The organism is Alkalibacterium sp. f15 (assembly GCF_049389645.1).
Classification (GTDB): Bacteria; Bacillota; Bacilli; order Lactobacillales; family Carnobacteriaceae_A; genus Alkalibacterium.
In genome coordinates this window covers 534,280-558,298 of the sequence record NZ_CP186540.1, presented here as the reverse complement: position 1 = coordinate 558,298, position 24,019 = coordinate 534,280, and the positions used below count along the sequence as shown (strand labels likewise).

Annotated in this window: 22 protein-coding genes; 18 read left to right on the top strand and 4 right to left on the bottom strand. The window is 37.5% G+C overall.

Annotated features, from left to right (window positions below; all coding sequences use genetic code 11):
* Positions 1 to 500 precede the first annotated feature (500 nt).
* Together ACO1PF_RS02865 and ACO1PF_RS02860 are read left to right on the top strand one after the other, a co-directional pair.
* Positions 501 to 2,819 carry an ABC transporter permease gene (locus ACO1PF_RS02865; RefSeq protein ID WP_423189851.1) on the top strand — a complete coding sequence of 773 codons (2,319 nt, stop codon included), beginning with the start codon at positions 501 to 503 and terminating at the stop codon, positions 2,817 to 2,819.
* A 4-nt stretch (positions 2,820 to 2,823) separates the two neighbouring features.
* Positions 2,824 to 3,582 (top strand): ABC transporter ATP-binding protein, encoded by a 759-nt coding sequence (locus tag ACO1PF_RS02860; RefSeq protein WP_423189850.1) that lies wholly within the window; start codon positions 2,824 to 2,826, stop codon positions 3,580 to 3,582.
* A 153-nt stretch (positions 3,583 to 3,735) separates the two neighbouring features.
* Here the strand turns inward: ACO1PF_RS02860 and ACO1PF_RS02855 are convergent, their stop codons facing one another.
* Positions 3,736 to 5,145: an LTA synthase family protein gene (locus ACO1PF_RS02855; protein ID WP_423189849.1), complete on the bottom strand. Its 1,410-nt coding sequence runs from the start codon at positions 5,143 to 5,145 to the stop codon at positions 3,736 to 3,738.
* A gap of 860 nt (positions 5,146 to 6,005) precedes the next feature.
* Between ACO1PF_RS02855 and ACO1PF_RS02850 the strand changes: the two genes are divergently transcribed.
* The 10 genes from ACO1PF_RS02850 to ACO1PF_RS02805 all read left to right on the top strand — a co-directional run bounded on the left by ACO1PF_RS02850 (position 6,006) and on the right by ACO1PF_RS02805 (position 14,570).
* Positions 6,006 to 6,332 carry a hypothetical protein gene (locus ACO1PF_RS02850; protein ID WP_423189848.1) on the top strand — a complete coding sequence of 109 codons (327 nt, stop codon included), beginning with the start codon at positions 6,006 to 6,008 and terminating at the stop codon, positions 6,330 to 6,332.
* Between the two features lie 196 nt (positions 6,333 to 6,528).
* Entirely contained in the window at positions 6,529 to 6,870 is a 342-nt protein-coding gene (locus tag ACO1PF_RS02845; protein ID WP_423189847.1) for a winged helix-turn-helix transcriptional regulator, read from the top strand.
* Positions 6,871 to 6,986: 116 nt separating this feature from the next.
* Entirely contained in the window at positions 6,987 to 7,481 is a 495-nt protein-coding gene (locus ACO1PF_RS02840; RefSeq protein ID WP_423189846.1) for a lactoylglutathione lyase family protein, read from the top strand.
* 233 nt (positions 7,482 to 7,714) lie between these two features.
* Entirely contained in the window at positions 7,715 to 8,707 is a 993-nt protein-coding gene (locus ACO1PF_RS02835) for a Gfo/Idh/MocA family protein (RefSeq protein ID WP_423189845.1), read from the top strand.
* A gap of 94 nt (positions 8,708 to 8,801) precedes the next feature.
* Positions 8,802 to 9,872, top strand: a complete 1,071-nt coding sequence (locus ACO1PF_RS02830) for a serine hydrolase domain-containing protein (protein ID WP_423189844.1) — start codon at positions 8,802 to 8,804, stop codon at positions 9,870 to 9,872.
* Between the two features lie 220 nt (positions 9,873 to 10,092).
* Positions 10,093 to 10,548: a nuclear transport factor 2 family protein gene (locus tag ACO1PF_RS02825; RefSeq protein WP_423189843.1), complete on the top strand. Its 456-nt coding sequence runs from the start codon at positions 10,093 to 10,095 to the stop codon at positions 10,546 to 10,548.
* An 11-nt stretch (positions 10,549 to 10,559) separates the two neighbouring features.
* Positions 10,560 to 11,489 (top strand): SDR family NAD(P)-dependent oxidoreductase, encoded by a 930-nt coding sequence (locus tag ACO1PF_RS02820; protein WP_423189842.1) that lies wholly within the window; start codon positions 10,560 to 10,562, stop codon positions 11,487 to 11,489.
* Positions 11,490 to 11,493: 4 nt separating this feature from the next.
* Complete coding sequence (locus ACO1PF_RS02815) at positions 11,494 to 13,095, top strand: phytoene desaturase family protein (protein ID WP_423189841.1); 1,602 nt, start codon at positions 11,494 to 11,496, stop codon at positions 13,093 to 13,095.
* Positions 13,092 to 13,607 carry a flavodoxin domain-containing protein gene (locus ACO1PF_RS02810; RefSeq protein WP_423189840.1) on the top strand — a complete coding sequence of 172 codons (516 nt, stop codon included), beginning with the start codon at positions 13,092 to 13,094 and terminating at the stop codon, positions 13,605 to 13,607. The genes ACO1PF_RS02815 and ACO1PF_RS02810 overlap by 4 nt, the downstream gene beginning before the upstream one ends.
* 165 nt (positions 13,608 to 13,772) lie before the next feature.
* Positions 13,773 to 14,570: a TspO/MBR family protein gene (locus ACO1PF_RS02805; RefSeq protein ID WP_423189839.1), complete on the top strand. Its 798-nt coding sequence runs from the start codon at positions 13,773 to 13,775 to the stop codon at positions 14,568 to 14,570.
* Between the two features lie 390 nt (positions 14,571 to 14,960).
* Here the strand turns inward: ACO1PF_RS02805 and ACO1PF_RS02800 are convergent, their stop codons facing one another.
* Together ACO1PF_RS02800 and ACO1PF_RS02795 are read right to left on the bottom strand one after the other, a co-directional pair.
* Complete coding sequence (locus tag ACO1PF_RS02800) at positions 14,961 to 15,629, bottom strand: DUF3159 domain-containing protein (protein ID WP_423189838.1); 669 nt, start codon at positions 15,627 to 15,629, stop codon at positions 14,961 to 14,963.
* Positions 15,616 to 15,963 carry a DUF1475 family protein gene (locus ACO1PF_RS02795; protein WP_423189837.1) on the bottom strand — a complete coding sequence of 116 codons (348 nt, stop codon included), beginning with the start codon at positions 15,961 to 15,963 and terminating at the stop codon, positions 15,616 to 15,618. The genes ACO1PF_RS02800 and ACO1PF_RS02795 overlap by 14 nt, the downstream gene beginning before the upstream one ends.
* A 513-nt stretch (positions 15,964 to 16,476) precedes the next feature.
* On the opposite strand from ACO1PF_RS02795, the gene ACO1PF_RS02790 reads away from it, so the two are divergent.
* Positions 16,477 to 17,355 (top strand): DUF6671 family protein, encoded by an 879-nt coding sequence (locus ACO1PF_RS02790; protein WP_423189836.1) that lies wholly within the window; start codon positions 16,477 to 16,479, stop codon positions 17,353 to 17,355.
* 458 nt (positions 17,356 to 17,813) lie between these two features.
* Here the strand turns inward: ACO1PF_RS02790 and ACO1PF_RS02785 are convergent, their stop codons facing one another.
* Positions 17,814 to 19,229 (bottom strand): sodium/glutamate symporter, encoded by a 1,416-nt coding sequence (locus tag ACO1PF_RS02785; protein ID WP_423189835.1) that lies wholly within the window; start codon positions 19,227 to 19,229, stop codon positions 17,814 to 17,816.
* Positions 19,230 to 19,547: 318 nt separating this feature from the next.
* On the opposite strand from ACO1PF_RS02785, the gene ACO1PF_RS02780 reads away from it, so the two are divergent.
* The 5 genes from ACO1PF_RS02780 (at position 19,548) to ACO1PF_RS02760 (ending at position 23,781) form a co-directional block, all read left to right on the top strand.
* Positions 19,548 to 20,504, top strand: a complete 957-nt coding sequence (locus ACO1PF_RS02780; RefSeq protein WP_423189834.1) for an HAAS signaling domain-containing protein — start codon at positions 19,548 to 19,550, stop codon at positions 20,502 to 20,504.
* Between the two features lie 228 nt (positions 20,505 to 20,732).
* The gene (locus ACO1PF_RS02775; protein ID WP_423189833.1) at positions 20,733 to 21,200 is read left to right on the top strand and encodes a hypothetical protein; all 468 of its coding nucleotides are present in this window, start codon (positions 20,733 to 20,735) and stop codon (positions 21,198 to 21,200) included.
* A gap of 392 nt (positions 21,201 to 21,592) precedes the next feature.
* The gene (locus ACO1PF_RS02770; RefSeq protein ID WP_423189832.1) at positions 21,593 to 22,606 is read left to right on the top strand and encodes a tRNA dihydrouridine synthase; all 1,014 of its coding nucleotides are present in this window, start codon (positions 21,593 to 21,595) and stop codon (positions 22,604 to 22,606) included.
* Between the two features lie 205 nt (positions 22,607 to 22,811).
* Positions 22,812 to 23,243, top strand: a complete 432-nt coding sequence (locus tag ACO1PF_RS02765; protein WP_423189831.1) for an SRPBCC domain-containing protein — start codon at positions 22,812 to 22,814, stop codon at positions 23,241 to 23,243.
* Positions 23,244 to 23,307: 64 nt separating this feature from the next.
* On the top strand, positions 23,308 to 23,781 hold the full coding sequence (locus ACO1PF_RS02760) for a GNAT family N-acetyltransferase (RefSeq protein WP_423189830.1): 474 nt from the start codon (positions 23,308 to 23,310) through the stop codon (positions 23,779 to 23,781).
* The last annotated feature ends 238 nt before the right edge of the window (positions 23,782 to 24,019 follow it).

Below are 24,019 nucleotides of genomic sequence, written 5' to 3'. Positions count from 1 at the left end.
TATAATAAAAAATGAATTGTAACCACAGTTATATTTTTAGTTTCGTTTTGAATCGACCTTTTACGAAAAGAGAATTTAGCTAAAAAAATCGAAAGAAAAATTCGGTTATTTGAATAGTCGAATTTCATATTGATACGTCGGACATTTCGATGTGCTTAAAATAAAGTAGGTGCTATAATATAATCAATAAATAGATGGGATTTATATCATTATAAGTACAGCTAGGTTTTGGCAGCAAAATATAAAGGTATTTAGATAATATTGATAGATTGAGATTTATTCAAGGCAGACTTTTGATGTTTTACTGAAATTACTCCCAGTTCCTTTTTGGAAATGTCTCATAATAAATGCATATTAATAGAGAGCATAGTGTACATATTGAAGTTGTGAGCAAACTCTAGTTATTGTTGGAGGGCTTAACCATATTAAATTTGTATTTACGACATAGGTTAATACGGAAATTGTGAATCAGCTAAGAGGCTTGAATAGAGAGGTGACTTATGTACTACAAGCTGATCAAAAATGACTTCCAAAAAAGTAAAGCGGTGACCCTGACCACGGTATTTTTTGTTGCTGCCGCTGCCATGTTGGTCTCGCTGGCCATGATCCTGGTTATCAATCTAACCGGTGCGATTGACTCCATGATGACCAAGGCTGAAACACCACACTTTATGCAGATGCATGCCGGGGAAGTGGATATGGATCGCCTAAATGTTTTTGCTGAGGAAAGCGAATTTGTAGAAGAGTTTCAGGTGCTGGAATTCCTCAATCTTGAAGGAGCTCGAATTGTTTTAGCTGATAGCTCGCTTGCTCAAAGCCTCCAAGATAACGGTGTCTCCAGGCAGAGTGAAAAATTTGATTATCTTTTGGGTCTTGACGATGAGATTTTAACTGCTGAAGATGGAGAGCTCTTTGTTCCAATCAACTACATGAGAGATGGTTTGGCTGTGGTTGGCGATAGTGCTTTGATCAGCGGAAAAGAGTTCACTGTGGCAGGTTTTCTACGTGATTCGCAAATGAATTCTACTCTCTCTTCATCAAAGAGATTACTAGTTAGTGACAATGACTTTGAGGAGCTAAGGAGCTCTGGTAGTATCGAATACCTGATTGAATTCAGGCTCAATGATTTATCAGACCTCGGAGATTTTGAATCTGAATATAACGCTGCAGGCCTCGAAGCAAACGGGCCGACGATAACCTATCCCCTTTTTAGATTGATCAATTCGATTTCTGATGGAATGATGATTGCGGTCATCCTGCTGGTTAGTATTATGGTTGTATTGATTGCTTTTGTATCCATCAGGTTTACCCTACTCGCCAAAATCGAAGAAGATTACTGCGAAATCGGCGTGATGAAGGCTATCGGTTTGCGCTTATCTGATATCAAAAGGATTTATCTGGCGAAATATGCGGCTATTGCCTTGATCGGTTCTGCAATCGGCTACGCGCTTTCTTTTCTGTTTAAAGATCTACTGTTGGTGAACATCAGGCTTTTCATGGGTGAAAGTGATAATGCTTCACTTGCCCCCCTCTTCGGAGCGTTAGGCGTATTTATTATAGCTTTGACAATCATGATCTACGTTAACAGAGTACTGAAGCGGTTCAAGAAAATATCCGCTGCAGAAGCGATTCGTTTCGGTATGGCCCGGGGAAAAAGCAATACCTCGAAGCGGTTGCTGCTCAGCGAAAACAAGCTCTTTAATCCCAATATATTTCTTGGGGTTAAGGATGTCCTCGCCAGGAAAGGTCTTTATGCTACCATGCTCGTAGTGCTGATCATTTCAGCCTTCATCATGATTATTCCGCAAAACCTCTACAATACCATTTCTTCGGAAAATTTTGTTACCTATATGGGTATCGGTAGGAGTGATATGCGTATTGATATCCAGCAGACCGACAATATTTCTGAAAAGACTGCTGAAGTAGCAGACAAGATAGAGACAGACGGTGACATTGCCAGTTATGCCCTGCTGACCACTAAAACATTTGATGTGATCATGGAAGACGGTTCGACAGAAAGAATCATAATAGAACTCGGCAATCACTTAGAGTTTCCTCTGGAATATACTGAAGGTAGTGCTCCTGTTGCTGAAAACGAGATTTCTCTGTCGGATATCAATGCAAGGGAGTTGGAAAAGGTTACAGGTGATTCCATTGCATTGCTTGTAAACGGCGTAGAAAAGGACTTCACGATCAGCGGCGTTTATTCCGATGTAACGAATGGTGGGAAAACGGCTAAAGCTGCTTTTGTCGACGACACAGCGGAAACGATGTGGAGCATCATCAATATAGAACTTGCAGATGCTTTAAAGGTCGAAAGCAAAGCACGAGAATACCAAGACAACTTTGGTTTTGCCAAGGTTTCAGCCATTGATGAATATGTACTGCAGACTTACGGCTCTACTATTAGTTCTGTTGGCACAGCGGCCTATGCTGCAGCTGCTATCGCTTTATTCATATGTGTATTGGTAACGCTTCTGTTCATGAAAATGTTGGTCGCCAAAGAACGCTACGCTATCGCGGTGATGAAGGCTTTTGGATATACAACCCGCGATATCAGGGTGCAGTTTGCGTCACGCGCAGTATTTGTACTGCTCATAGGAGTGGTCACCGGCACTCTGCTGGCAAATAGCCTAGGGCAATTACTGGCCGGACAGGCGATTGCTTATGTTGGCGCTTCTTCCTTTTCTTTTACAACCAATCCAGTTTTATCTTATTTGCTCAGCCCGCTGCTGATGTTAAGTTTTGTAATGATTGCCACAGTAGCCGGGACAGCAGATATTGCGCAGATCAAAATCTCTGAAAATATAAAGGAGTAGTCTGATGAATAAAATTATAATAGCTGAAGCTCTAGTCAAATCCTTCGGTGTGGGCAGTGAAAAAACTACTGTTCTTGACGAAGTCTCGGTAGAAATCAATGAGGGAGAGTTCGTAGCTGTTATGGGGCCCTCAGGGTCTGGGAAGACCACCTTGATTTTTGCACTCAGTGGTATGGACCATTTTGAATCCGGAAAAGTTACATTTGAAGAGCAAGATATCTCGACTTTAAGCGAAAAAGAGATGGCTGATCTCAGGAGAACCAGGATGGGGTTTGTATTTCAGCAGCCAACCATGTTAAAGAACCTGAATATTTTAGATAACATTGTGCTCCCTTCAATGCGTGACAACCGAAAGAAGGGAGCACAAGTATCGACAAAAGCCAAAAAACTGATGGGGAAGGTGGGTATTTCCGAATTGGATGAGCGCGACATTACCCAGGTTTCCGGAGGGCAGCTTCAACGTGCAGGTATCTGCCGTGCGCTGATCAACAGTCCGAAAATCATTTTTGGGGATGAACCGACCGGGGCACTCAACTCAAAAACTTCGCAGGAAATCATGGAGATCTTTTCGGAACTAAATCGCGAAGGGATCACCATAATGTTTGTTACCCACGATGCCATGGTGGCGGCACAAAGTGAGCGTGTCTTGTTCATGATCGATGGTAAGATTGTCAGTGAGATGCATCTTCCCAAGTTTGATGGTTCAGAGTTAGATATGAGAATTGAAAAGATCCGTGCGGAAATGCTGAAAGAAGGAATTTGACACCTTCGGTAACGGGCGCTTGAACGTTTTTAACTAAGTGTCAACGAGTCGTTTAATTGAATAAGCAAAAAAACCCAGCATGGAATCCATTTCCATGCTGGGTTTTAATAGGACCAGAATTATCTTTATGAGGACCTGATAGTGAATGCTGAATCAGTTAAATTCTTTATAGTAATCTGTTTCAAGTATCTTGACGGAATAATAAAACTTATTGTCTACGATCAGAGAAATTGCATCGATATAATCATAATAATCATCGCTGCTATCTTCTTCAGTTGGTATAAATTCCTTAGTTGCAGAATTATACTTACCTCTGTCGGTGATGAAGCTTTTATTTCTAAACATGACAAGGGGACTAGAGTCGGAAAATATATCGGATCCCATGAACAGTCTGGAATCATACTCTACTCCAAGTAAGTTATAGAGTGTAGGGACAAGATCAAGATTCGAACTTGGTTTATCTACCGTAACAGGATCCATGTCCTTTGAATAAAGGATCAAGGGACTTTTGTAGAGCTCAAAAGCTCTGTCCACGTTATGTCCAGCAAGCTCGTCTATGGTTGAGTTATCAAGACCGTAGGGGTAATGATCAGTAGCTAAGACAATTAACGTCTTGTCTGCGATACCCGCCTCTTCCAGCTGATTTAGCATATTCTCTAAGGCTTTATCAAGTTCGATTTGAGTAGCCAGGTAGGCTTTGGCTTGTTCTGAATAAGGTAAATCTGCGACATACTCTTTGTTTTTATAAGCAATATTGTTTCCTGCAAAGGAATACTGCATATGGCCACTGACTGTCACGTAATAAGCATGAAAAGGTTCATTATCTATATACTCAGGAACTGTTTCTTGCATCATTTCCAGATCGGACCTTGGCCAGCCTCCGCTTATTTCAAGCCCATTTCCGATTCCCTTATAATCATAGCCCATATTCGGATGGGAAGCATCTCTATTATAATAAGTATAAGTATGGTTATGATAGGCGACGGTATTATAACCAAGTTCTTTTAATTGATTACCCATAACATAAGGCAGATCTATATCAGCCGATGCAGAAAAACTCCAGATTCCGCTTTTGGGAACAAGACTGGTCAATGACACGTATTCACCATCAGAACTACTGACATCCCAAAGGGGCACATAAAAATCAGTGAAATTGTATCCTTCATGAACCATTTTATAAAGAGTGGGTGTCACGTCCTCGTGTACAGCATAAGGAGCAAAACTTTCAGCAGTTAGAAAGATAAGGTTATAGCCTTCATATCTCCCAGTGTATTCATTTTTTGCTGTAGGTTCAACGCTTGCAAAGTAATTATGCATCTGGTTGAGACTGTCATCATTTCCATCCGAAAGCATTTTATCGAAATCGATATCTAAGATGTTATATTCTATTTCCTTCTCTACATTTTCTTTTTCATCCGTCTCCATTTCGATGTCTGCTTCAGCATATTCTTTTTCAGGTTCATCTATTGGCTCTGGATTGGAGGTAGGCATATCAGGAGCTGTCTGGGTAGGTGACCACCCAGTAGCCAATCTTTGAAGATCTAACCGCATGGTAGTGATCATGCCAAGCCTATCAACGGAAAGAACGGGGTCCCTTGTTTGGAAATATAAATCATAGGCTGAATTTTGATCTTTTCCATTGAACCAAATTGTAGTCAAAGCTGTTATATGAAAGACTATAATTAAACAAATCAATAATCCTCTATAAATTACTCTTATCCTGTCAAAACTGAAAATTCTTTTGCCCCAAAACAAGATAAAAAAAGCTGGCAGAAAAAATAAAAGTATCCAAAAATAATTATTTAAAATGATTGTCCCAATATCCTGCCTAAACTCAAATATCTGAGAAACATTTCCCGCTGAATAAAAGCTGTAGAAGGTCCTGAAGAACTGATCATAAATAAATTGCGTAGAGAAGATTAAGCCTGTTATGATGAGGAGCACAAAAGATAAAATATGATTGGCTCTATTATGAAACAAACTGGAAAGTAAAAAAATAACAATGGCTAAAGTCATTGAGAATATAAAAGAAATTAAAAGACCTATAGAAACAAAACCGGTGCTTCCCACTACGTTTAATCTCAAGATAAACTCCATAAAGAACAACGAAAGTATAAAATAAACTAATAGCGGTAGACTTTTTTTATTTTTAAGCATGAAAACGCCTCCTTTATGTCAGTATTTTAACACATATAAACATTTATGTACTACTTTAGAACAAATAAATTTCAAGTAATTAAAAAGTTTAAATGGTAGAAATTGTATATCTTTTAGTATCCTAGCTTTATCTTGAAAAGTAACCATTTCAGTTATACTATTAAAGTTATGAGTATTATAATAGATTGAAAGATAAAAACTCAAGAAGAAGTGGATGCTAAACTAAAAGTCATGGATCATAAACTTATGATATGAGGAGTGGAGAGATGAAAGAGAGGATGAAAGTAGCTCTTATTGGTGGAGCTTTGTTAGGTATTGTTTGCATAGTAGGAGCATATGTACGTTCTGGTTTTACGGCTACACCTACTTTTGTGTTTTCGCTTTGGTATAACCGGGTTATCCTTGGGCTAATCGTTGGCGCTCCTTGGGGCGAGACCGTTAGAAATAAGGCGTTACTTCGTGGAGCGCTGCTAGGCCTTATAGTTTCTTTCGCATTCTACAGTTCCACTGGATTTCAAGATCCTATCAGTTTTGTGGCTGGGATCGTATATGGTGTTTTACTCGAAGGTTGGCTCAGTCGAACTGGAAAATAAAAACGTAACGGGCTGGGTTTTCTCTAATTCAGATAAATAATACTTGATGAATTATTTTAATTGTTCAACACTGTAAGTGAGTGGCGATCTAGCAAAAAAGAGGTATCATATTAAAAGTAGATCGAACCTAATAATGAAAATAGAAAGTTCGAATAAAATGAAGTGTCTGTAGATTTCATTTATGGAGGTGAGGAATATGGCGAAACTTAAAAGAGAATATACCTGCTCTTTGTTATTAACAATGGATCTGGTTGGTGGGAAATGGAAGTTGCTTATTCTGTGGCATATTATGCATGGGGATAATCGGTTTTCATTATTGCAAAAAGGAATACCCGATATTACTGAAAAAATGCTGACAACTCAATTAAAGGAAATGGAACTCACAGGATTGATTTATCGCACGGTTATTTGTGAGAAACCTTTGAATGTACACTACGCTATATCTGAACAATACCCTCAATTAAATATGCTTGTTGATTCTCTGTGTGATTTCTCTAAACTATATGGTGAGAAAAACAACATAATAGTAAATGATTAAACGTTCCAATCAAGTACGTACAAAAAAGTAAGTGATTTACGGAAGCATTATCGATTGATATACTCATAATGTCGACAGGAAATAAATAAAACAAGACTATATTTTGGAGGTATATCATGAGATATCCTAGAAGTTTTTCACACATTGGTTTATCCGTTCCAGATATTGAAAATGCGGTTAAATTCTATAGTGAGGTTATGGGATGGTACCTAGTTATGGAACCATCAGAAGTTAAAGAAGAAGTTGATACGGCAATCGGTATTATGTGCCAAGATGTATTTGGAGAGGGGTATGAAGATTTTAAAATTGCTCATATGGTAACGTCAGATGGTATAGGTATTGAGCTTTTTGAATTCAAGCAAAACGATCAAACAGCTCCGGTTTTTAATCATGTTCCAACTGGTATGTTTCATTTCAGTGTCCAGGACCCGGATATTGAAGGTCTGGTTAACAAAATCGTTGGAAATGGCGGAAAGCAAAGAATGCCGATCAGAGCCTATTATCCAGGTGAAAAACCTTATAAAATGTGTTACGTAGAGGACCCGTTCGGAATTGTTTTTGAAATATATACACATAGCTACGAAGTAACCTATTCAAGTGGTGCCTATTAAAGTATCAAAAAATACCAAAGCTCATATAAATATGGGCTTTGGTATTTTTGTAAAGGATTAGCTAACGAAGAGGATGAGAGAATACTAAGTTGATTCAGGTTGGAAACTAAAGCGGATGGATGCTATAAAATAAAGGTAACTTTCATACATTGGTATATCTTTTAAATTTTTACTATCTATAATAGAATTAAGACGTATTCTAAACGATAAATGAAAAATGGAGGAATGTACTTATGGATAAATTTGGATGGGCTTACATTGGTTGTGGGAGCATTGCTCACACAACAGCAAAAGAACTGGTAAAGACAGATGATAATCAAATCGTGGCTGTTTGGAACAGAACAACAGCAAAAGCTGAAGAATTTGCAAAAGAGTATGGTGGAACCGTCTATGCTACTGCCGAAGAGGCAATCAATGCTGCAGGCGTAGAGGGTGTATACGTCAATGTAAACGGAGATATGCATGCCGAATTTACAAAGCTTTCTATTAAAAACAAGAAACCGGTACTTTGTGAGAAACCGTTTGCTGTCAATGAAAAAGTGACCAAGGAAGTATTCGATTACGCCGCAGAAAAGGATGTTTACGTGTCAGAAGCAATGTGGACCTGGCACAATGAGACCGCCTTGCAGGTAAAAGAGTGGGTAAAGTCTGGTGTCATCGGGGATATACAATCGGTTGACTGTGCATTCGCCGTCCCGTTGCTCAAACATTCAGATAATCCGCGACTCACAACACCCTCTATGTTAGGTGGAGCACTCTTGGATCTTGGCGTCTATGCAGTCAGATACTGTTATGAGCTTTTTGGTATACCAGAACAGATCAAATGTGAAGGCGATATGCATGAGGTGGATCACGCAGAAAAAATCGAATTTCAGTACCCGGGCTTTCAGGCTAAGATGCATATTTCAATGAAAGAGGATGCTGGAAACTTCTTTGAAATAAAAGGAACAAAGGGTGCTATTTCTGTTCCAAAGTTTAATTCATCAAAACAGGCATACTTGAAAACTGATGGAAAAGAAGAAGTATTCGAGATGGCGGGACTTTTGTACGGCAACCAATTTTCCAATGTAGCAGCAGAGATTCGTGCTGGAAGAAAAGAAGGCGAGAAGATTTCTGGCAAAAGTACAATCGAAGTGATGGCACTCTTAGATGAATGCCGCAGACAGATGGGGCTTGTGTATCCTCAGGAACAATCTAAAGATCTAGCAGGCGACAATTCGAAGTAATTAAATACTAAGGTTAGGACAATCAGTCATCTGGCATTTAACGTCATAGGGGAGATGTACAAATCTAAAACTATAGGTATGTTAAGGGGGAGCAATGATGGGGACCAGAATAAAAGAAGAATTCCTCAACAATGTTGTTGAAAAGATTGGTAACAAAAAGGGTGTCTATAGTGCGGTACTCAGAGTTGAAAGCGGGGATAACAGTTTTACCTGGACAGGAGCCGCTGGAGATATGCAAGAGGATAGCCAGTACTTCATAGCTAGTGTTACGAAACTATATGTAACGACAGTTGTTATGTGCCTTATAGAAGAAGGGCGAATAGAGCTGGACGATAAAATTTCGAAATATTTACCTGTGGAACTCATGGAAGGGCTTCATGTTTTAAAAGCAGTTGATTATTCCAATAATATCACCGTAAAACATCTTATATCCAATACGTCAGGAATACCGGATTACTTTTTTCATAAACAACCCGATGGAAATACCTCTGCCTCTGAACTTATTGATGGGAAAGATGGTTCCTGGCATTTTGAGAAAACAATAAAATTAGTAAAAGAACTTACTCCTGATTTTGTGCCGGGGAAAAAGGGAAAAGCGAAATATTCCGACACCAACTATCAGCTGCTCGGCAGAATCATTGAAATCATTACCGGGAAGTATATTGATGAAGTGTTTCAAGAGTATATTTTTGATGAGCTTAATTTGAAGCACACCTATGCATATAAAGACCCCTCTGACACTAAACCAGTTCCTTTCTATTATAAATCTAACAAACTATGGCTGCCTAACTACTTAGTATCAATCACGCCAGAAGGTGGTATTGTTTCTACAGCAGAGGAAGTGATGATTTTCTTGAAAGGATTTTTTACGGGTCATTTTTTTCCAAAAGAGAAGATAGAAGACTTGAAAAAGTGGAATGTAATATTGCCACCACCTAGTCTTTTTTTCTATGGAATAGGTTTGGAGAAACTTTTTGTTCCAAGAATAGTCTCTCCTTCCAAACCTATAAAAGAAATAATAGGTTTTTGGGGACAAACCGGTTCCTTTGCTTGGTACAACCCTGATACGGATTTATACTTTACCGGTACTACGAATCAGATAAATGGTGCAGGACATTCTGCTGTCCTAAAAGCAATTTTAAAGATCATCAAATCAGAGATTTAAGATATGCTACATCGATTATAAACAACAGGGGATGGTGATGTTTCTAAACTGGGTCATGTAAGTGTGTTCTGTTCCCTTAAGCTTTGCTCATTCATGACAGAGCAGTCCCCGAAGTCATTTTCATCTTAAAGACACTTAAAAATCAGCATTTATATCGTAAGCGATTTCTCTAGTGATTTGTTACAATAGTAGTAACAAGAAATCAAGATGGAGTGTTTTTATGAAAAAAGGCTCAGTAGAAAACGAAATATTGTCCATTGAAGAAATTGAAGAGTTGTGGTCGAAAACCTATAGTGCAGAAGGGAAACCAGACTGGTCACATATTTTTCCGTTTTATCATGAAGATATTATCTTTCAGGATTCAATCCAGAGAATAGAAGGTAAAGTTAAATTTGAAGCAATGTGTAATCGCTTGGCTAAGCGCTGTAAAAGCTTGAGAATGGATATCTACACCATTATTAAAACGGATAATATTGTAATGTTGGAATGGAAGATGACAATGTCTTTTCGTATTTTTCCTAAAAAACCGATTTATGGTACTACGAGATTAACGTTTGATAGAGAAGGTCTGATTATTGAACAGAGAGATTATTACGATCTGTGGGGCGATATAATGGATGGCATTCCGATAATTAGACCCATCTACCGCTTGTTTATGAGAGTCCTTTTTGGATGAGGAGACACAAAGTGATAGTTAAATTTCCGGAACAATTGATGTTCATGAAAAATAGTAGAGCTGTTCAAAAGCAGAGCGATGAATCGATGGATGGGAAAGTCTGTGTCGTAACCGGTGCAACATCCGGTGTGGGGTATGAAGCTGTAAAAAAATTAGCTGCCGGCAAAGCAACCATTGTGATGCTGGTGAGAAACGAAAATAAAGCTAAAGCCGTCAAAGAAGAAATCGAGAAAAAATATTCAGTTTTTATCGATTATTTTATCGCGGATTTTTTCGATTTGAAGCAAGTTGAAAAAGCGGTCATGGCAATTATGGGTAAATACCCAAGAGTGGATGTCCTAATAAATAGTGCTGGTCTTCATTCAACTAAAAGAATATTGAATAAAGACGGTTATGAAATGGTTTTTTGTGTGAATCATTTAGCACCCTTTTTGATCACTAAACTGTTATTGAATAAACTGATTGAATCTTCGCCATCACGAATTATTCAGGTCAATTCTGAAGGACATCGCTTCAACGGATTGAATGTTAAAGATCTGAACTGGGAAAAGCGAATCTATACTGGCTTGAGAAGTTACGGAGCTTCCAAGACGGCACAATTGTTAACTGTTTGGCAGTTAGCAGAAGAGTTAAAAGGAACTGGTGTTACTATCAACGCAATGCACCCGGGTGCTGTGAGGACTAACATTGGGAAAAATAACGGCAGATTATACAGGTGGTTTTTACATCATGTAACTTGGCATTTTTTAAAAGAACCGAAGATATCCGGTGAGGCTATTTATTATTTAGCTTCATCGAGTGAATTAAGCAATGTCAGTGGCGCCTTTTTTAATCTAACAATCGAAGAAATACCGGCAAAACATGCTATGGATCCGAAAAAACAAGAAAAAATCTGGGAGCTAAGTTTGAAAATGACCGGCTTAACCAAAAAGGAGGGATGATAGAATGAGATATGATGCAGTTATTGTCGGTGGGGGAATCGCCGGATTGACAAGTGCAGCTTTTCTGACCAAAAAAGGCTATAAAATAATGCTTTGCGAAAAAGAAGATAATGTCGGTGGTTTAGCGAGTTCATTCTATTATGACGGTTTTTTGTTTGATTCGGGTGCTAGAGGGATCATAGATTCCGGAATTGTTAAGCCGATGCTGAAGCAACTTGATATAAACGTTGAATTTGTCAAAAGTGTCGTAACGATCGGAATCGAAAAAGAAGTAATACGAGTTGAAAAAATTGACAGCCTGAATGATTATCGGGAAATGCTTGTAAAACTTTATCCCGATAGTGAAAATGATATTGATGTTATCCTTCGTGAAATTAAAAAAGTAATGGATTATATGGACGTTTTATATGGAATTGAGAATCCTTTATTCAAAGATTTAAAGAAAGATAAAGAATATCTCTTAAAAACATTGTTTCCCTGGTTATTTAAGTTTGCTGCAAAATCAGGCAAGATCAAAAAGTTCAATGTACCTGTTTATGATTATCTGAGCCAGTTAACCGATAATCAATCCTTGATCGATATAATAAGTCAGCACTTTTTTCAAAAGACACCTGCTTCATTTGCGTTGAGCTATTTCAGTCTATACTTAGATTATGAATACCCAGTTAAGGGAACCCTTGATTTGGCGGAGAAACTAAAGGAGTATATCATCAAATCAGAAGGTGTTATAAAGACCGGTACAGAAATTAAAATAATTGATAGCAATAATAAATCTCTTCTTGATCAGAATAATCAGTATTATGAATATGATCAACTGATTTGGGCGGCTGATACTAATCAGCTATATAAAGCGATCGAACTGGAAACCATTAATGACAATAAAATCAAGCAAGAAATTGAGGGACAGAAAAAACTTCTCAGAGGAAAAAGAGCAGGCGATTCAATTTATTCCTTATATTTAGCCGTTGATTTAGACAAACATTACTTCCAAAAAATATCGAGTGGTCATTTTTTCTATACACCTGATAAAACAGGTCAATCCAAGGTTTTTAAAAAACTAAAAACGGTAAGTCAAGCAACCGAAAAACAAGAAATTTTTGCTTGGATGAGTGAGTATCTGGAGTATACTACTTATGAAATCGCCATCCCTTCATTGCGGAATGAAGAACTAGCCCCAAAAGGGAAAACGGGTTTAATTGTCAGTGTTTTAATGGATTATGATTATATCAGTAATATTGAATCTCTAGGTTTTTATGAAGAGTTTAAGCATTTCGCTGAAGATAAGATGATTACTGTCCTTGACAACAGTATTTACGGAAGCATAAAGGAAAAAGTGATCCACCAATTCAGTTCTACCCCCCTCACCATCGAAAGACTGAGTGGCAATCTTGAAGGTGGGATAACCGGCTGGTCTTTTACAAACGATGTCATACCAGCGATAACAAAGATGACTAAAATAAAAAAAACCAGTTACACACCAATTCCAGATATATTACAAGCGGGTCAGTGGACATTCAGTCCCTCAGGGTTGCCCATAAGTGTTTTGACCGGAAAGATTGCAGCTGACAAAGCAGTTCAGACCTTGAAGAAAGGAAAAGGTAAATGAAAAATATTGTTCTATATAAAAGTAAATATGGGCACACTTTTCAGTATGCAACTTGGATTGCGGAAGACTTAGGTTGGGAAATAAGAGATTTTTCCGAATTTAAAAAAACAGAAATAAAAGACTACGACACTATTATTTTTGGAAGTGGCGTTTATATGGGCAAAATAAACAAAATTAAAAAAGTCCTTGAATGGTTTAAAGATAAACCTATCATTATTGTTGCCTGTGCCGGCAACAATAATGTTGAGAAAGATATCACTGACATTAAAAATAATAATTTTAGTAAGGAGCAATTAGCCTTTCATACATTTTTTTATGTGCCTGGGGGTGTTGATTTTTCTAAGGTGAAAGGCATTAATAAAATGATGCTAAATGTATTTATAAAAATCGTGGAAAGAAAGAAGAAAAAAACGGAGGATGAAGAAGCGATCCTCGATAGTTATTATCATCCGACTAATTATGTTGATAAAAAGCATATTGGAGCGATTGTTTCTTATGCTGAAAAGATTTAAGGGTTTCAGACATGTATCTTTTAAATCATTTCGTTTGATAAAGTAAGCTAGAGAGCTTATTCGTTAATAGTTAATAAATTAAGAGAAAATACAGCAGTTTTTGAAGTTTGAAAATAAACGTTATAGTGATAAGGAACTTCAAAAAACATAAAAGGAGTAGGGGAAATGACACGTAAAACTAAAGCATATATCAACGTAATTTTATTAATTCTCACATTGATCGTCAATGGTATGGGAGCTTTTGGTTTAATAAATGGGCTTTCGCAAAAAGAAGTATCAGATATGTATCCGACTTTGATCACACCAGCACCCTCCACCTTTAGCATTTGGAGTGTGATATACACGTTTTTGATTATCTCTATAGCAGTTATGATCATTAAAAATGAAGAGTTATACTATGGACGTGCGATTGATGAAATCAGTTATCTTTTCTGGGTATCATGTATTTTGAATATTGTCTGGATTATAAGCTTTTCTTATAACTTGATCGGTCTGTCGACATTATTCATTTTTGCTTTTCTCATTGTTATGGTTTTAATTGTAAAAAAAGTTGGGAAAATACAAACGAAAAGACGCTGGCTGCTACCTATAACATTCGGCTTATATTCAGGATGGCTTTTTATCGCAACGGTTGTAAATATAGCGGCTTGGCTTGTTAAAATTGAATGGGATAGATTCGGAATAGCTGCTGAGACTTGGAGTGCCATTATACTTCTAGTTGCAGTAGGATTGACTTTATTAGTCTTATTAAGTACCGAAAATGCAATATTCCCAATCCCTTTAGCATGGGCATACTTTGGTATCTATAATTATTTATTGGCACCGGAAGGGTATCAAGGGCAATACAACTTCTTGCAAAATGTTGCATTGATAGGGATAGTACTCTTAATTGGGATTGCAGCAATCCAGTTTTATAAAAATCAGTATAAAATCATGCCAGATAGATCAGTAGCAACAGAGTGATGCCAAGTAGAAAATTAGCTTGTCGAACTAATATTTATAGCAAATAGACATAGAATTGTAGCAATGTATTCAAGCGTTACCTTTTATTATATAAAAAATACCAGAACTCATATAAAAGTGAGTTCTGGTATTTTTTTGATTAGAGCTATTAGTAACAGCTCTTCACTAAAGATGATAGAGATATAGAGGCCAAGAAATGAAAATGAAAGAATAATATACTGCCTAAAAACTATCATAAATATGTATAAAGGACATCACTGGAACGGAGATGCATGCTATGTCTAGTGAAAAATTACTATATAGCAGTTTCATAATTAAAACTAGTGCTGGCCTCAACAATAAAAGCACGTGTTTATTAAGAAACACATGCTTTTAAGACGGTGCCTTATGCTAAAATCCTTTTTGCTGGCCTTCATAAGGTGGGTTTTCTTCATTTAAAAATTCATCGACACTGGGCCCTGATAATTTTTTGAGACCTTTGATTCCAAATACATAGGTTGAAATAAGTAGAATAATGTTCATCGGCCAACCCATAATAGTATTGATGTAGAAGTAAACAGAGAAGTTTCCCCTTAAAAAAAGAGCGGTTTGTATAAACAGTTTGAGCAGAAAGTAACCAGCCCATAAGAGCGTGACGTTTCTATATGCTGGACGAATATCGTCTCGCATGTACCAGTCGATTGGCCAGCCTCTACTTATATGACTTAACAAAGCTGCTAACGGTCGGTGAGCGATAAGCGATACTACACAGGCGGTGGCAATCAGTCCTGTTGAAATTATACCAGGAAGATAATAATTGATTGCATCACCTGATAATAAACTGAAGCCGATAGAAAGGAGCACACCACCTACACCAACTAAAGCATATCTTTTTGTATGCCCTCTGACTATTCTATAAATGATGAGGATAAGAAGATAAAGGAGCGTTATGCCACTGGCAAATTCAAGAGACCCCAATTGATTCGTTAGAAAAAAGATCAAAGGTGGAAATATGGCATCAATCGTTTTCTTCTGAAACACAAGGGCTAGTTGTTCTCCCCATTCTCTAACTTTTTCCATTAGTTACACTCCTGTCTATGCCCTGAAAAACGACTGTCCAATCTCCTTTTGATTCATACAGAGCTTTCAAGACATAAATACATCCTGTTAAAAATCCGAAAATCATCATTGTGACAACCCAGACGATAATTTTCCACATTGTTTTCTCCCGATAAACAATCCATATGGAAAATAAAGCGAATCCTACGTATAAATCAATCAAGGACATGATTCCCCATGGATTTTCAAGTAGCGCTCCTCCGTCAGCAAGAAAATCTCCATTGACGAATCCATTAATCAATCCTACTGACATTGCCAGCAAACCAATCCACGAAACTATTTTTGCAGCTTTCATCTAAATTTCCTCCTTTAAATAAATCATACTTTATATAATTGACTTTCTTCAGTTATACACCTGATATAATCTATCTTTTCACCATTAATTTTGTTTTAATTTTACCATACACTGACTACTAAAAGCTGAAAATCTAATTTGAAGTTATTAAGATTTTGTCAGCAATTTATATATCTGTTAATACAGAGCTATACTGTAATAGAGCTGAGAAGTGTCATATCTGATAAATCAAAACGTAGTTATCTACTTTTGCAAAAAAAAATGAATAGGCTTAATTTAATAACGGCAGTATTCCTCACACCACAGTTAAAGAGCTAGTGCAAACAGAGGATAATCAAGAGGAGGTGTTAAATTTTTCTCAAGTTAAGCGCGACTCGATACTGAAGGAATAAATGGGATTTAAAAAAAAATGCAGTAAAAGCGTCAACCTGATATGATATAAGAAGGTAAAAATATAATTTTTATTACACTATTGAGTCTTAAATGTTTATGGTGAACGAAAAAGGAGCATGTATGATGGGTCAAAAAGAAGTCGTGCAGTCGTTGTTTCAAAACAGGATCGGTATCCTGGCAACGATGCACAAAAAGGAAGAAGTCATTTCACCTATATTGGAGAAAGAGCTGGAGATTAAAATTATTGTACCAGAAGGGTTTGATACGGATAAGTTTGGTACTTTTACCGGTGATGTCGAACGTACTGGAGGTCAGTTTGAAGCGGCACGACGTAAAGCTGAAGGTGCGATGGCTTTATATGGAGAAACCATGGCAATTGCCAGTGAAGGAACATTTGGTCCTCATCCCTTTGTCCCTTTTATTCCTTTCAACCGAGAAGTCGTATTATTAGTTGATAAAGAGAATGATATTGAGATCAGCGGAATTGCAACGACTACTGAAACTGATTTTAAACACAAAGTGGTAAATAGCTTTACGGAAGCCTATGAATTTTCTTTATCCGTTGGTTTTCCCGAGACAGGCATGGTCGTAAAATTAAGTGAGCATTCAAAGGATTCAAGCGAAATGATCAAGGGGATTACAACAAAAGAAGAACTGGAGAAAGCAGTCATGTTTGCTTTAGGAAAATCAACTAACAGCGAAGTTTTCTTAGAAACAGATATGAGAGCATTGTATAATCCAAAGCGTATGAAAAACATCGAGGCTGCAACTAGGGACCTTGTCAAAAACATACGTAGTCTATGCCCAAATTGCGAATGGCCGGGTTTTAAAGCGACGGAAAGAAAAAAGGGACTGCTCTGTGAATGGTGTAAACAACCGACCGAACTGACTTTATCGTATCAATACAGCTGTAATAAATGTGGACACAATGAAGAGAAATTGTATCCAAATGGAATAGAACAGGCAGATCCGGGTAGTTGTCAGTATTGTAATCCTTGAATCAAGATAAGATTTATTCTGCAATAGAAGAACTCCAGATATGAATTTCATCTTATTGATTGAAAAGGTATGAGATATCATACCTAGCTTACCTAAACAGATCAGCTATCCTTTAAACATCAATGATTGGTTTGGGAAACTTACTGATTTGGAAACACGATCGGAAGTTGTCAATGATAATAAAGAACAGGAAGTGGGAGAACGCTTCCCGCTCTATTATTTACGGGCTCTCACACTTAGGGTTTACCATTCCACCCAATGTCGACGAGTACTGGGTAGGTGAAGCAGGTCTCGGGCCTTCATTTATTGAAGCGGAAGGTACTAAGAATGATTTCACAATTAATAGTGCAAAAACACTGGTATAAGAACACCACATAAACACGTCTATTGCGTCTTATAATAAAAAACTATCCCATGAAAATAATCAGGGGATAGTTTGCGTATGTGAATCTCGTTAGTTAAGCACGTTTTTTTCTGCCAAAATATAGGATGCCAAAGATTAAAAAGGCTATTGTCACGATAATTGATAGTATCAGAAAGGCCACGGGCCCGAATTGATAGATAAACGGAAGGGAGGCAGCGGTAACGATACCTCCGCCGACAAAGGGTTCAAACAAAATCTGTTTGTATCCATAACCTTCTAGTGCAGGCGTCTGATGATCAGGATCGGCTATTTTCATTAAAAGGATACCTGTCGCAGCCATTCCTGTTGCCTGACCGAAATCCCCAAGACCTCTTTCAAACCAATAATCCGGTATCAGACGAGGACCGAGAACCAGGAAGGCAAAGACGTTCCATGTAACTGCCGTTATGGATATCAAAAAGAACGGGATGAGATTATCACCAATGACTGCCAATGATATGGTCGCCAGTGCAGAGAAGAGTAGAATGTCCAGTGCAAATCCGGCTATTTTACTAATTAAAATAAGACTGATATAATCATCTATTTTCAGTTTCCCCGAGACAAGCTGAACCACTATACCGCCAATCATTGCAAGCGGGAAAAGCGGGATATAACTGAGGAGATAGATGTCTGACCATGCTCCCCAGGTTGAGGCTTCAAGAAGGATCAGCCCCTGCTGAAGAATGTAGCCGATGACGATCGCCAAGGCAATGAGAGCAAAGTGAAAGGCCAGCGGTTCAATTGCTTTTGCTTCCTTTACGTCAGGTTCGAAGTCGTACCCATAAGTTTCGCCAATGGCTTCACGTTCCTCCTCAGTAAAGTATGGCCGACCACCGACGTGTTTGGCTACCCCTTTGCGAAAAGCAATGTTGATGATCAGAATACCGACAAGAACACCACTCAATATTCCGACAGTTGCCAGTCCGAGAGCCAAATCAAGGCCTTCAGGAAATCCAAGGTCAGTAAATGTATTCGTCAAGCCGGCAGCAGTACCGTGTCCACCGACAAAAGCAATCTCAATCAGTCCCCCGGCAAGTGGGTTCATCCCGAATACAGGAGTCAATACGAATAACGTTAACAGTAAGCCGACTACGTATTGCCCCCAGGATACAACTTGACCCATGACGATCTGTGGTCCAGAAGTGTGCCAAACTTTCTTCAGGCTAGGAATGGCTTTACCTATAAAAAGTGAGGCAAAGACAATATTAATGAACATCCCAGGAAGTGGACGCCAAACGTCTAACGCAAATTTCGGGATCAATCCTGTATAAAATAAGGATGATTCATCCAGCAAGGTGGAAGTTATTCTTCCCAAAACATCTGGTCCTAACATTAACGCGATGAAGCCGGCAATGATTGAACTTGGCAGGAATAAGTTGTGCAGCCATTTCGTACGGTACCGAAAAGCTTTTCCCACAAGCAGAAAAATACCAATCAGTAAAAAGCTAAAACCAATTCTATTTGGAGACATGATAGTCCCTCCTTTTATAATTTAGTAAATCTATATATGTCCAAACTTTTATTTTATATTAAATCACTCAATCATACAACTGACACTCTTTTAAGAAAGCGATTTCACAATAATGTGTCAGTCATACTTGCTGAGTATGAGCCATCAAGGGTTCGCTTTGGCACAAGGATGAATCGAAGAGTATACTAAGAGAAAGAAATGAGATAAATAAATCGGATATATAAAGATTTAGCGTAAAGTGATATACATAAGAAAAGAGTCAACTGCCAATGGAAATAACAGAACTGTTTGAATCACTTAAACTAAGGAGGAATAATAGTGATTGACAGATATATATACGCAGTTACCAGAGAATTGCCGGAAAAATCCAGGAAAAAAGTAGCTAGTGAATTAAAAGCCTTAATTGACGATATGATGCATGAAAAGGATGATGCTCTTTCTGAAGAAGAGAGAATCGCTGAAGTTTTACTTGAGCTTGGAAATCCAAGAGAGTTGGCAAATCGCTACCGTGGAAAAGAAAGGTATCTTATTGGACCTAAATACTTCTACAAATATCTTTTCGTCATGAAAATCGTTATGATATCCATTGTTATCGGGATATCAGTGGTGTCAGGATTGGGAGCAATATTTTCCACTGAGAGCATTGCTGAAGTGGCTAGCGGTTATCTATTCACCTTGTTTTCTGCTGTCTTACAGGGAGCAGCTTGGGTGACCGGAATCTTTGCTTTATTGGAGTATAATGAAATATCCGTTGAAACTGAAAAAGAGCAGGGTGTATGGGAACCTTCTCAATTAGCAGCATTAAAAAATGAGAAGGCTTTAATATCAAGAGGAGAATCTATCTTTTCTATTATTATCAGTACACTATTTCTGCTATTATTTTTCTTTCTGTATGAGAAAATCGGTATTTATTATAGAGTGGACGGCGAGTTTAGTTTTATTCCACTTTTTAATATAGAAGGAGTTACCGAGCTTAAGCTCATTGTTTTTTTGATATTCACTATCAACATCTTGGTAGAATTGATTAAAATAATAAAAGGCAGATGGACACTTAAAATAGCTGCCATAACCGCGTTGCTGAATGTAATATCTGCGGCATTGTTTATCAATGTCATTTACAATATGGATATTTGGAGTAGTGAATTCGTGCAGAGATTCGAAGAGTATATGCCGATATCCTTTGAAAGGATGATAGTAGTAACAATAGTTGTAATAATCATTGTTACTATTGGTGAGTCTTTATCTGCTCTGTACAAGGGATTTAGATACGGGTAACAAGACTATATCAAGAAAATTAGTAGTGAAAGGGAGGAAAGCTATATTAAAATTAATTAACTTCTAAGTTATAGTAAATGGGTTTTTTTGTTAGGAAAAGTCAAAATATATTAAGAGAAAAACATATAATTAGTTCTAACTATCTCATAATGAGGTACTTGCTCTAGAAAGATCAAGATTCTGATTAAGACATAATCAATGGGATGTTATTAATGTCTAATAAAAGAGGTGATCAAAATCAAATATCTAGTATTTAGTTTTTGGTTTATCATAATTCACACAGGAGCTTATACTTTTGCAGGGGCGATAGCTTTAAAGTTAAGTAAAGATTTATATGAAGAACAAAAGCGATTAATTGATTATGTTAGGGACATGTCAGATGAGAACGATAAGAAGCATGTAGAAAAATGGTTTCTTCCAGCCCAGATAATTCGAGGTCTTTTGATGTCTATTGTGCTATATCCAATTCTAGGTTTATTGGGTGAAACTAGCTTTTTATTGCGTTTTATATTTATGGGTGGCCTGATGTTCGTATATACTGATGTTGGCAGTGCGATCCCATTTCCTCATAATGTCGAAGGGTTTATATATATGAAGCCAAAGTATTTAAATAGAAAAGCGATGGGTAAACTTTATCTTGAAATGGTTATTTACAGTGTTACATTCGCCCTTTTAGCAGGCTGGTTCTTATTTTAAATGAGTAATGTATTAAGCTAACAGTTTTTGTTTTTCCGATAATGAAATCAATCAAAAAAATTAAAAATAATAGAATGGACGAATAAAGAGCACTCAGAATCGGGTGCTCTTTTATGCATTATTAAAAAAACAATAGACTTTCAATATGAAACCTTTCATATATTAAAATGCTTACTGACAAAATCTGAAGGTCGTTCTTTAAAAGTATTCATTCGCAGAAGGATATAAAGTAAACTAGCATTTGACAAAACAGTTATAACAGTTAAAATAGATAAAGTTAGATGTATGGAAATTTCTTATAATAGAAACTACCATCAACTAGAGCACGTAATCAATCAGAAAACTCTCATAACCTTAAATGTAACTTTAATAGTGAAAGGATTTATTTAAACATGAAAGATAATTTTTGGAAAGATTTGCCTAAACCATTTTTCGTTCTGGCACCCATGGAAGATGTGACGAATGTTGTATTTCGTCATGTCATAAGTGAAGCGGGCCGTCCGGATGTGTTTTTTACTGAGTTTACGAATACAGTAAGCTATTGCCATCCCGAAGGGCGCAATAGTGTACGCGGGCGTTTGACCTTTACAGAGGACGAACAGCCGCTTGTCGCCCATATTTGGGGGGATCAGCCTGAGCACTTCCGAGAAATGAGTATTGGGCTGGCGAAAGAGGGATTTAAAGGGATAGATATCAATATGGGTTGCCCTGTACCGAATGTATCGGGGAAAGGAAAAGGCAGTGGTCTGATCCGTCGTCCGGAAGTTGCTTCTGAGTTAATCGAAGCAGTCAAAGCGGGCGGATTGCCGGTAAGCGTGAAAACGAGACTCGGCTACACCAAACTGGATGAATGGCGTGACTGGATCACACATTTATTGAAGCAAGATATTGTGAACTTGTCTATCCACTTGCGTACGAAAAAGGAAATGAGCAAATATGATGCTCACTGGGAACTGATTCCGGATATCATGAAGTTACGTGACGAAGTCGCTCCCCATACGCTGATTACAATCAATGGAGACATCCCTGACCGCGAAACGGGAATGAAACTGTTTGAAAAATATGGTGTCGATGGCATCATGATCGGGCGAGGTGTCTTCACGAATCCCTTTGCTTTTGAAAAAGAGCCGAAAGAGCACACCAGCACTGAGATGTTGAATCTTTTGAGACGCCATTTAGATCTCTTTGATGAGTATGAGTTTTCTTCAGAAATGCAGCAGTCGTTCAAACCTCTGCGCCGCTTCTTTAAAATTTATGTCCGTGGCATTCGTGGTGCAAGTGGCTTAAGAAGTCAGTTGATGGAAACAAAAACAACTGATGACGTGCGTGCACTGTTGGATGACTTCGAAGAAGAATTTGAGAAGTCAAAGCAAGACATTGAACAGTCATATCCCATAGACAGTTAAAAAAATTTATAAGCAGGATTTGTCTCTTCACAGACGAATCCTGCTTTTTATTTATCACTAGCAACATAAAGCTTTTCTGATTTGATGAAGAAAAACAATGGTTATATTTTAATGTGATACATATATTTAGTATAATTAACATGAAGTGAAGCTTATTCATTAGGGATGTATTAGCGATATCTTTGTGGAGAAAGGAGAAAGTAAAGTGGATAAAGAAATCAATGAAAAAATAATGGTGAAAACTACTATAAATGAAAATGTAAAAGAAGTATGGGAATATTGGACGAAACCGGAACATATCACTAAATGGAATCGGGCATCCGATGACTGGTGCACGCTTTTTGCAGAAAATGATTTGACAGCAGGAGGGAAATTTCTATATAGAATGGAAGCGAAGGACAAAAGCGATGGGTTTGATTTTACGGGTACCTATTCCGAAGTGATACCTTTAAAACGCATTGCGTATACTTTGGATGACGGTAGAAAAGTAAACATCACCTTTATACCAACAGATAATCAAACAGAAATAATCGAAACTTTTGAAGGAGAGAAGTTGTATTCCTTCGAACATCAACAGCAAGGCTGGCAGTCTATTTTGGATCATTTCAAAGAATACACAGAAATCAGCTCTCGTTAAAAAATGACTTCACACTAGTTAAGTAGAAAAAATGTGCTGAGAGTCAAGAGAAGAGGAAATGGAAATGAAAGATCAAGTTCAGGATATTCAGTTTACACGATTGAATGAGGGCAGTGAATCTTTGATTGCATTAAGAGACTTAAATATACTTTTTGCTGAGGCATTCAACGAACCGGATACTTATTTAGGAGGAAAGCCTTCAGATGAGTATCTATTATCTTTGCTGTCTAAGAAGCATATCATTGTCTGTGTTGCGACAGTCAATCAAAAAGTGGTTGCGGGTCTTGTGGGGTATGTGATGGAAAAATTCGAGAAAGAGCGAAGTGAGGTATATATCTACGACTTAGCTGTCGAGGAGGACTACCGCAGGAAACAGATAGCAACAAATCTTATTCTTTTTTTGAAAGATGAGGCGGTTAAAGCTGGTGCCTGGGTGGTGTTTATACAAGCAGATCCTGAAGACACGCCTGCTATAAGGCTATACGAATCTCTTGGTATTCGAGAAGAAGTGTTTCATTTTGACATAGCCATTGAATAACAGTCCATTTAAATTATTGATATTTTTTAATAATCAGTACAAAAAGCCTATAGAATAGACAGCAGAAATTGTCTATCCTATAGGCTTTTTATAGAAAAAATACGAAAATCAGTAGAAATTCATAAAGTGGAACAGAAAAACTTGAAGATATTTTTCGTTAAGAGAATCGAAAGCTTGCTGCTATTTTTCTTCGAATAGATCTTTTATATTGAAGACAAGATATGAAACCAATTTAAGT

What these genes read in the sequence shown, in the direction of transcription:
- ACO1PF_RS02865 (WP_423189851.1), top strand. Translation starts at nt 501, where the DNA reads ATGTACTACAAGCTGATCAAAAATGACTTCCAAAAAAGTAAAGCGGTG.
- ACO1PF_RS02860 (WP_423189850.1), top strand. Translation starts at nt 2,824, where the DNA reads ATGAATAAAATTATAATAGCTGAAGCTCTAGTCAAATCCTTCGGTGTG.
- ACO1PF_RS02855 (WP_423189849.1), bottom strand. Translation starts at nt 5,145, where the DNA reads ATGATCACTACCATGCGGTTAGATCTTCAAAGATTGGCTACTGGGTGG.
- ACO1PF_RS02850 (WP_423189848.1), top strand. Translation starts at nt 6,006, where the DNA reads ATGAAAGAGAGGATGAAAGTAGCTCTTATTGGTGGAGCTTTGTTAGGT.
- ACO1PF_RS02845 (WP_423189847.1), top strand. Translation starts at nt 6,529, where the DNA reads ATGGCGAAACTTAAAAGAGAATATACCTGCTCTTTGTTATTAACAATG.
- ACO1PF_RS02840 (WP_423189846.1), top strand. Translation starts at nt 6,987, where the DNA reads ATGAGATATCCTAGAAGTTTTTCACACATTGGTTTATCCGTTCCAGAT.
- ACO1PF_RS02835 (WP_423189845.1), top strand. Translation starts at nt 7,715, where the DNA reads ATGGATAAATTTGGATGGGCTTACATTGGTTGTGGGAGCATTGCTCAC.
- ACO1PF_RS02830 (WP_423189844.1), top strand. Translation starts at nt 8,802, where the DNA reads ATGATGGGGACCAGAATAAAAGAAGAATTCCTCAACAATGTTGTTGAA.
- ACO1PF_RS02825 (WP_423189843.1), top strand. Translation starts at nt 10,093, where the DNA reads ATGAAAAAAGGCTCAGTAGAAAACGAAATATTGTCCATTGAAGAAATT.
- ACO1PF_RS02815 (WP_423189841.1), top strand. Translation starts at nt 11,494, where the DNA reads ATGAGATATGATGCAGTTATTGTCGGTGGGGGAATCGCCGGATTGACA.
- ACO1PF_RS02810 (WP_423189840.1), top strand. Translation starts at nt 13,092, where the DNA reads ATGAAAAATATTGTTCTATATAAAAGTAAATATGGGCACACTTTTCAG.
- ACO1PF_RS02805 (WP_423189839.1), top strand. Translation starts at nt 13,773, where the DNA reads ATGACACGTAAAACTAAAGCATATATCAACGTAATTTTATTAATTCTC.
- ACO1PF_RS02800 (WP_423189838.1), bottom strand. Translation starts at nt 15,629, where the DNA reads ATGGAAAAAGTTAGAGAATGGGGAGAACAACTAGCCCTTGTGTTTCAG.
- ACO1PF_RS02795 (WP_423189837.1), bottom strand. Translation starts at nt 15,963, where the DNA reads ATGAAAGCTGCAAAAATAGTTTCGTGGATTGGTTTGCTGGCAATGTCA.
- ACO1PF_RS02790 (WP_423189836.1), top strand. Translation starts at nt 16,477, where the DNA reads ATGATGGGTCAAAAAGAAGTCGTGCAGTCGTTGTTTCAAAACAGGATC.
- ACO1PF_RS02785 (WP_423189835.1), bottom strand. Translation starts at nt 19,229, where the DNA reads ATGTCTCCAAATAGAATTGGTTTTAGCTTTTTACTGATTGGTATTTTT.
- ACO1PF_RS02770 (WP_423189832.1), top strand. Translation starts at nt 21,593, where the DNA reads ATGAAAGATAATTTTTGGAAAGATTTGCCTAAACCATTTTTCGTTCTG.
- ACO1PF_RS02760 (WP_423189830.1), top strand. Translation starts at nt 23,308, where the DNA reads ATGAAAGATCAAGTTCAGGATATTCAGTTTACACGATTGAATGAGGGC.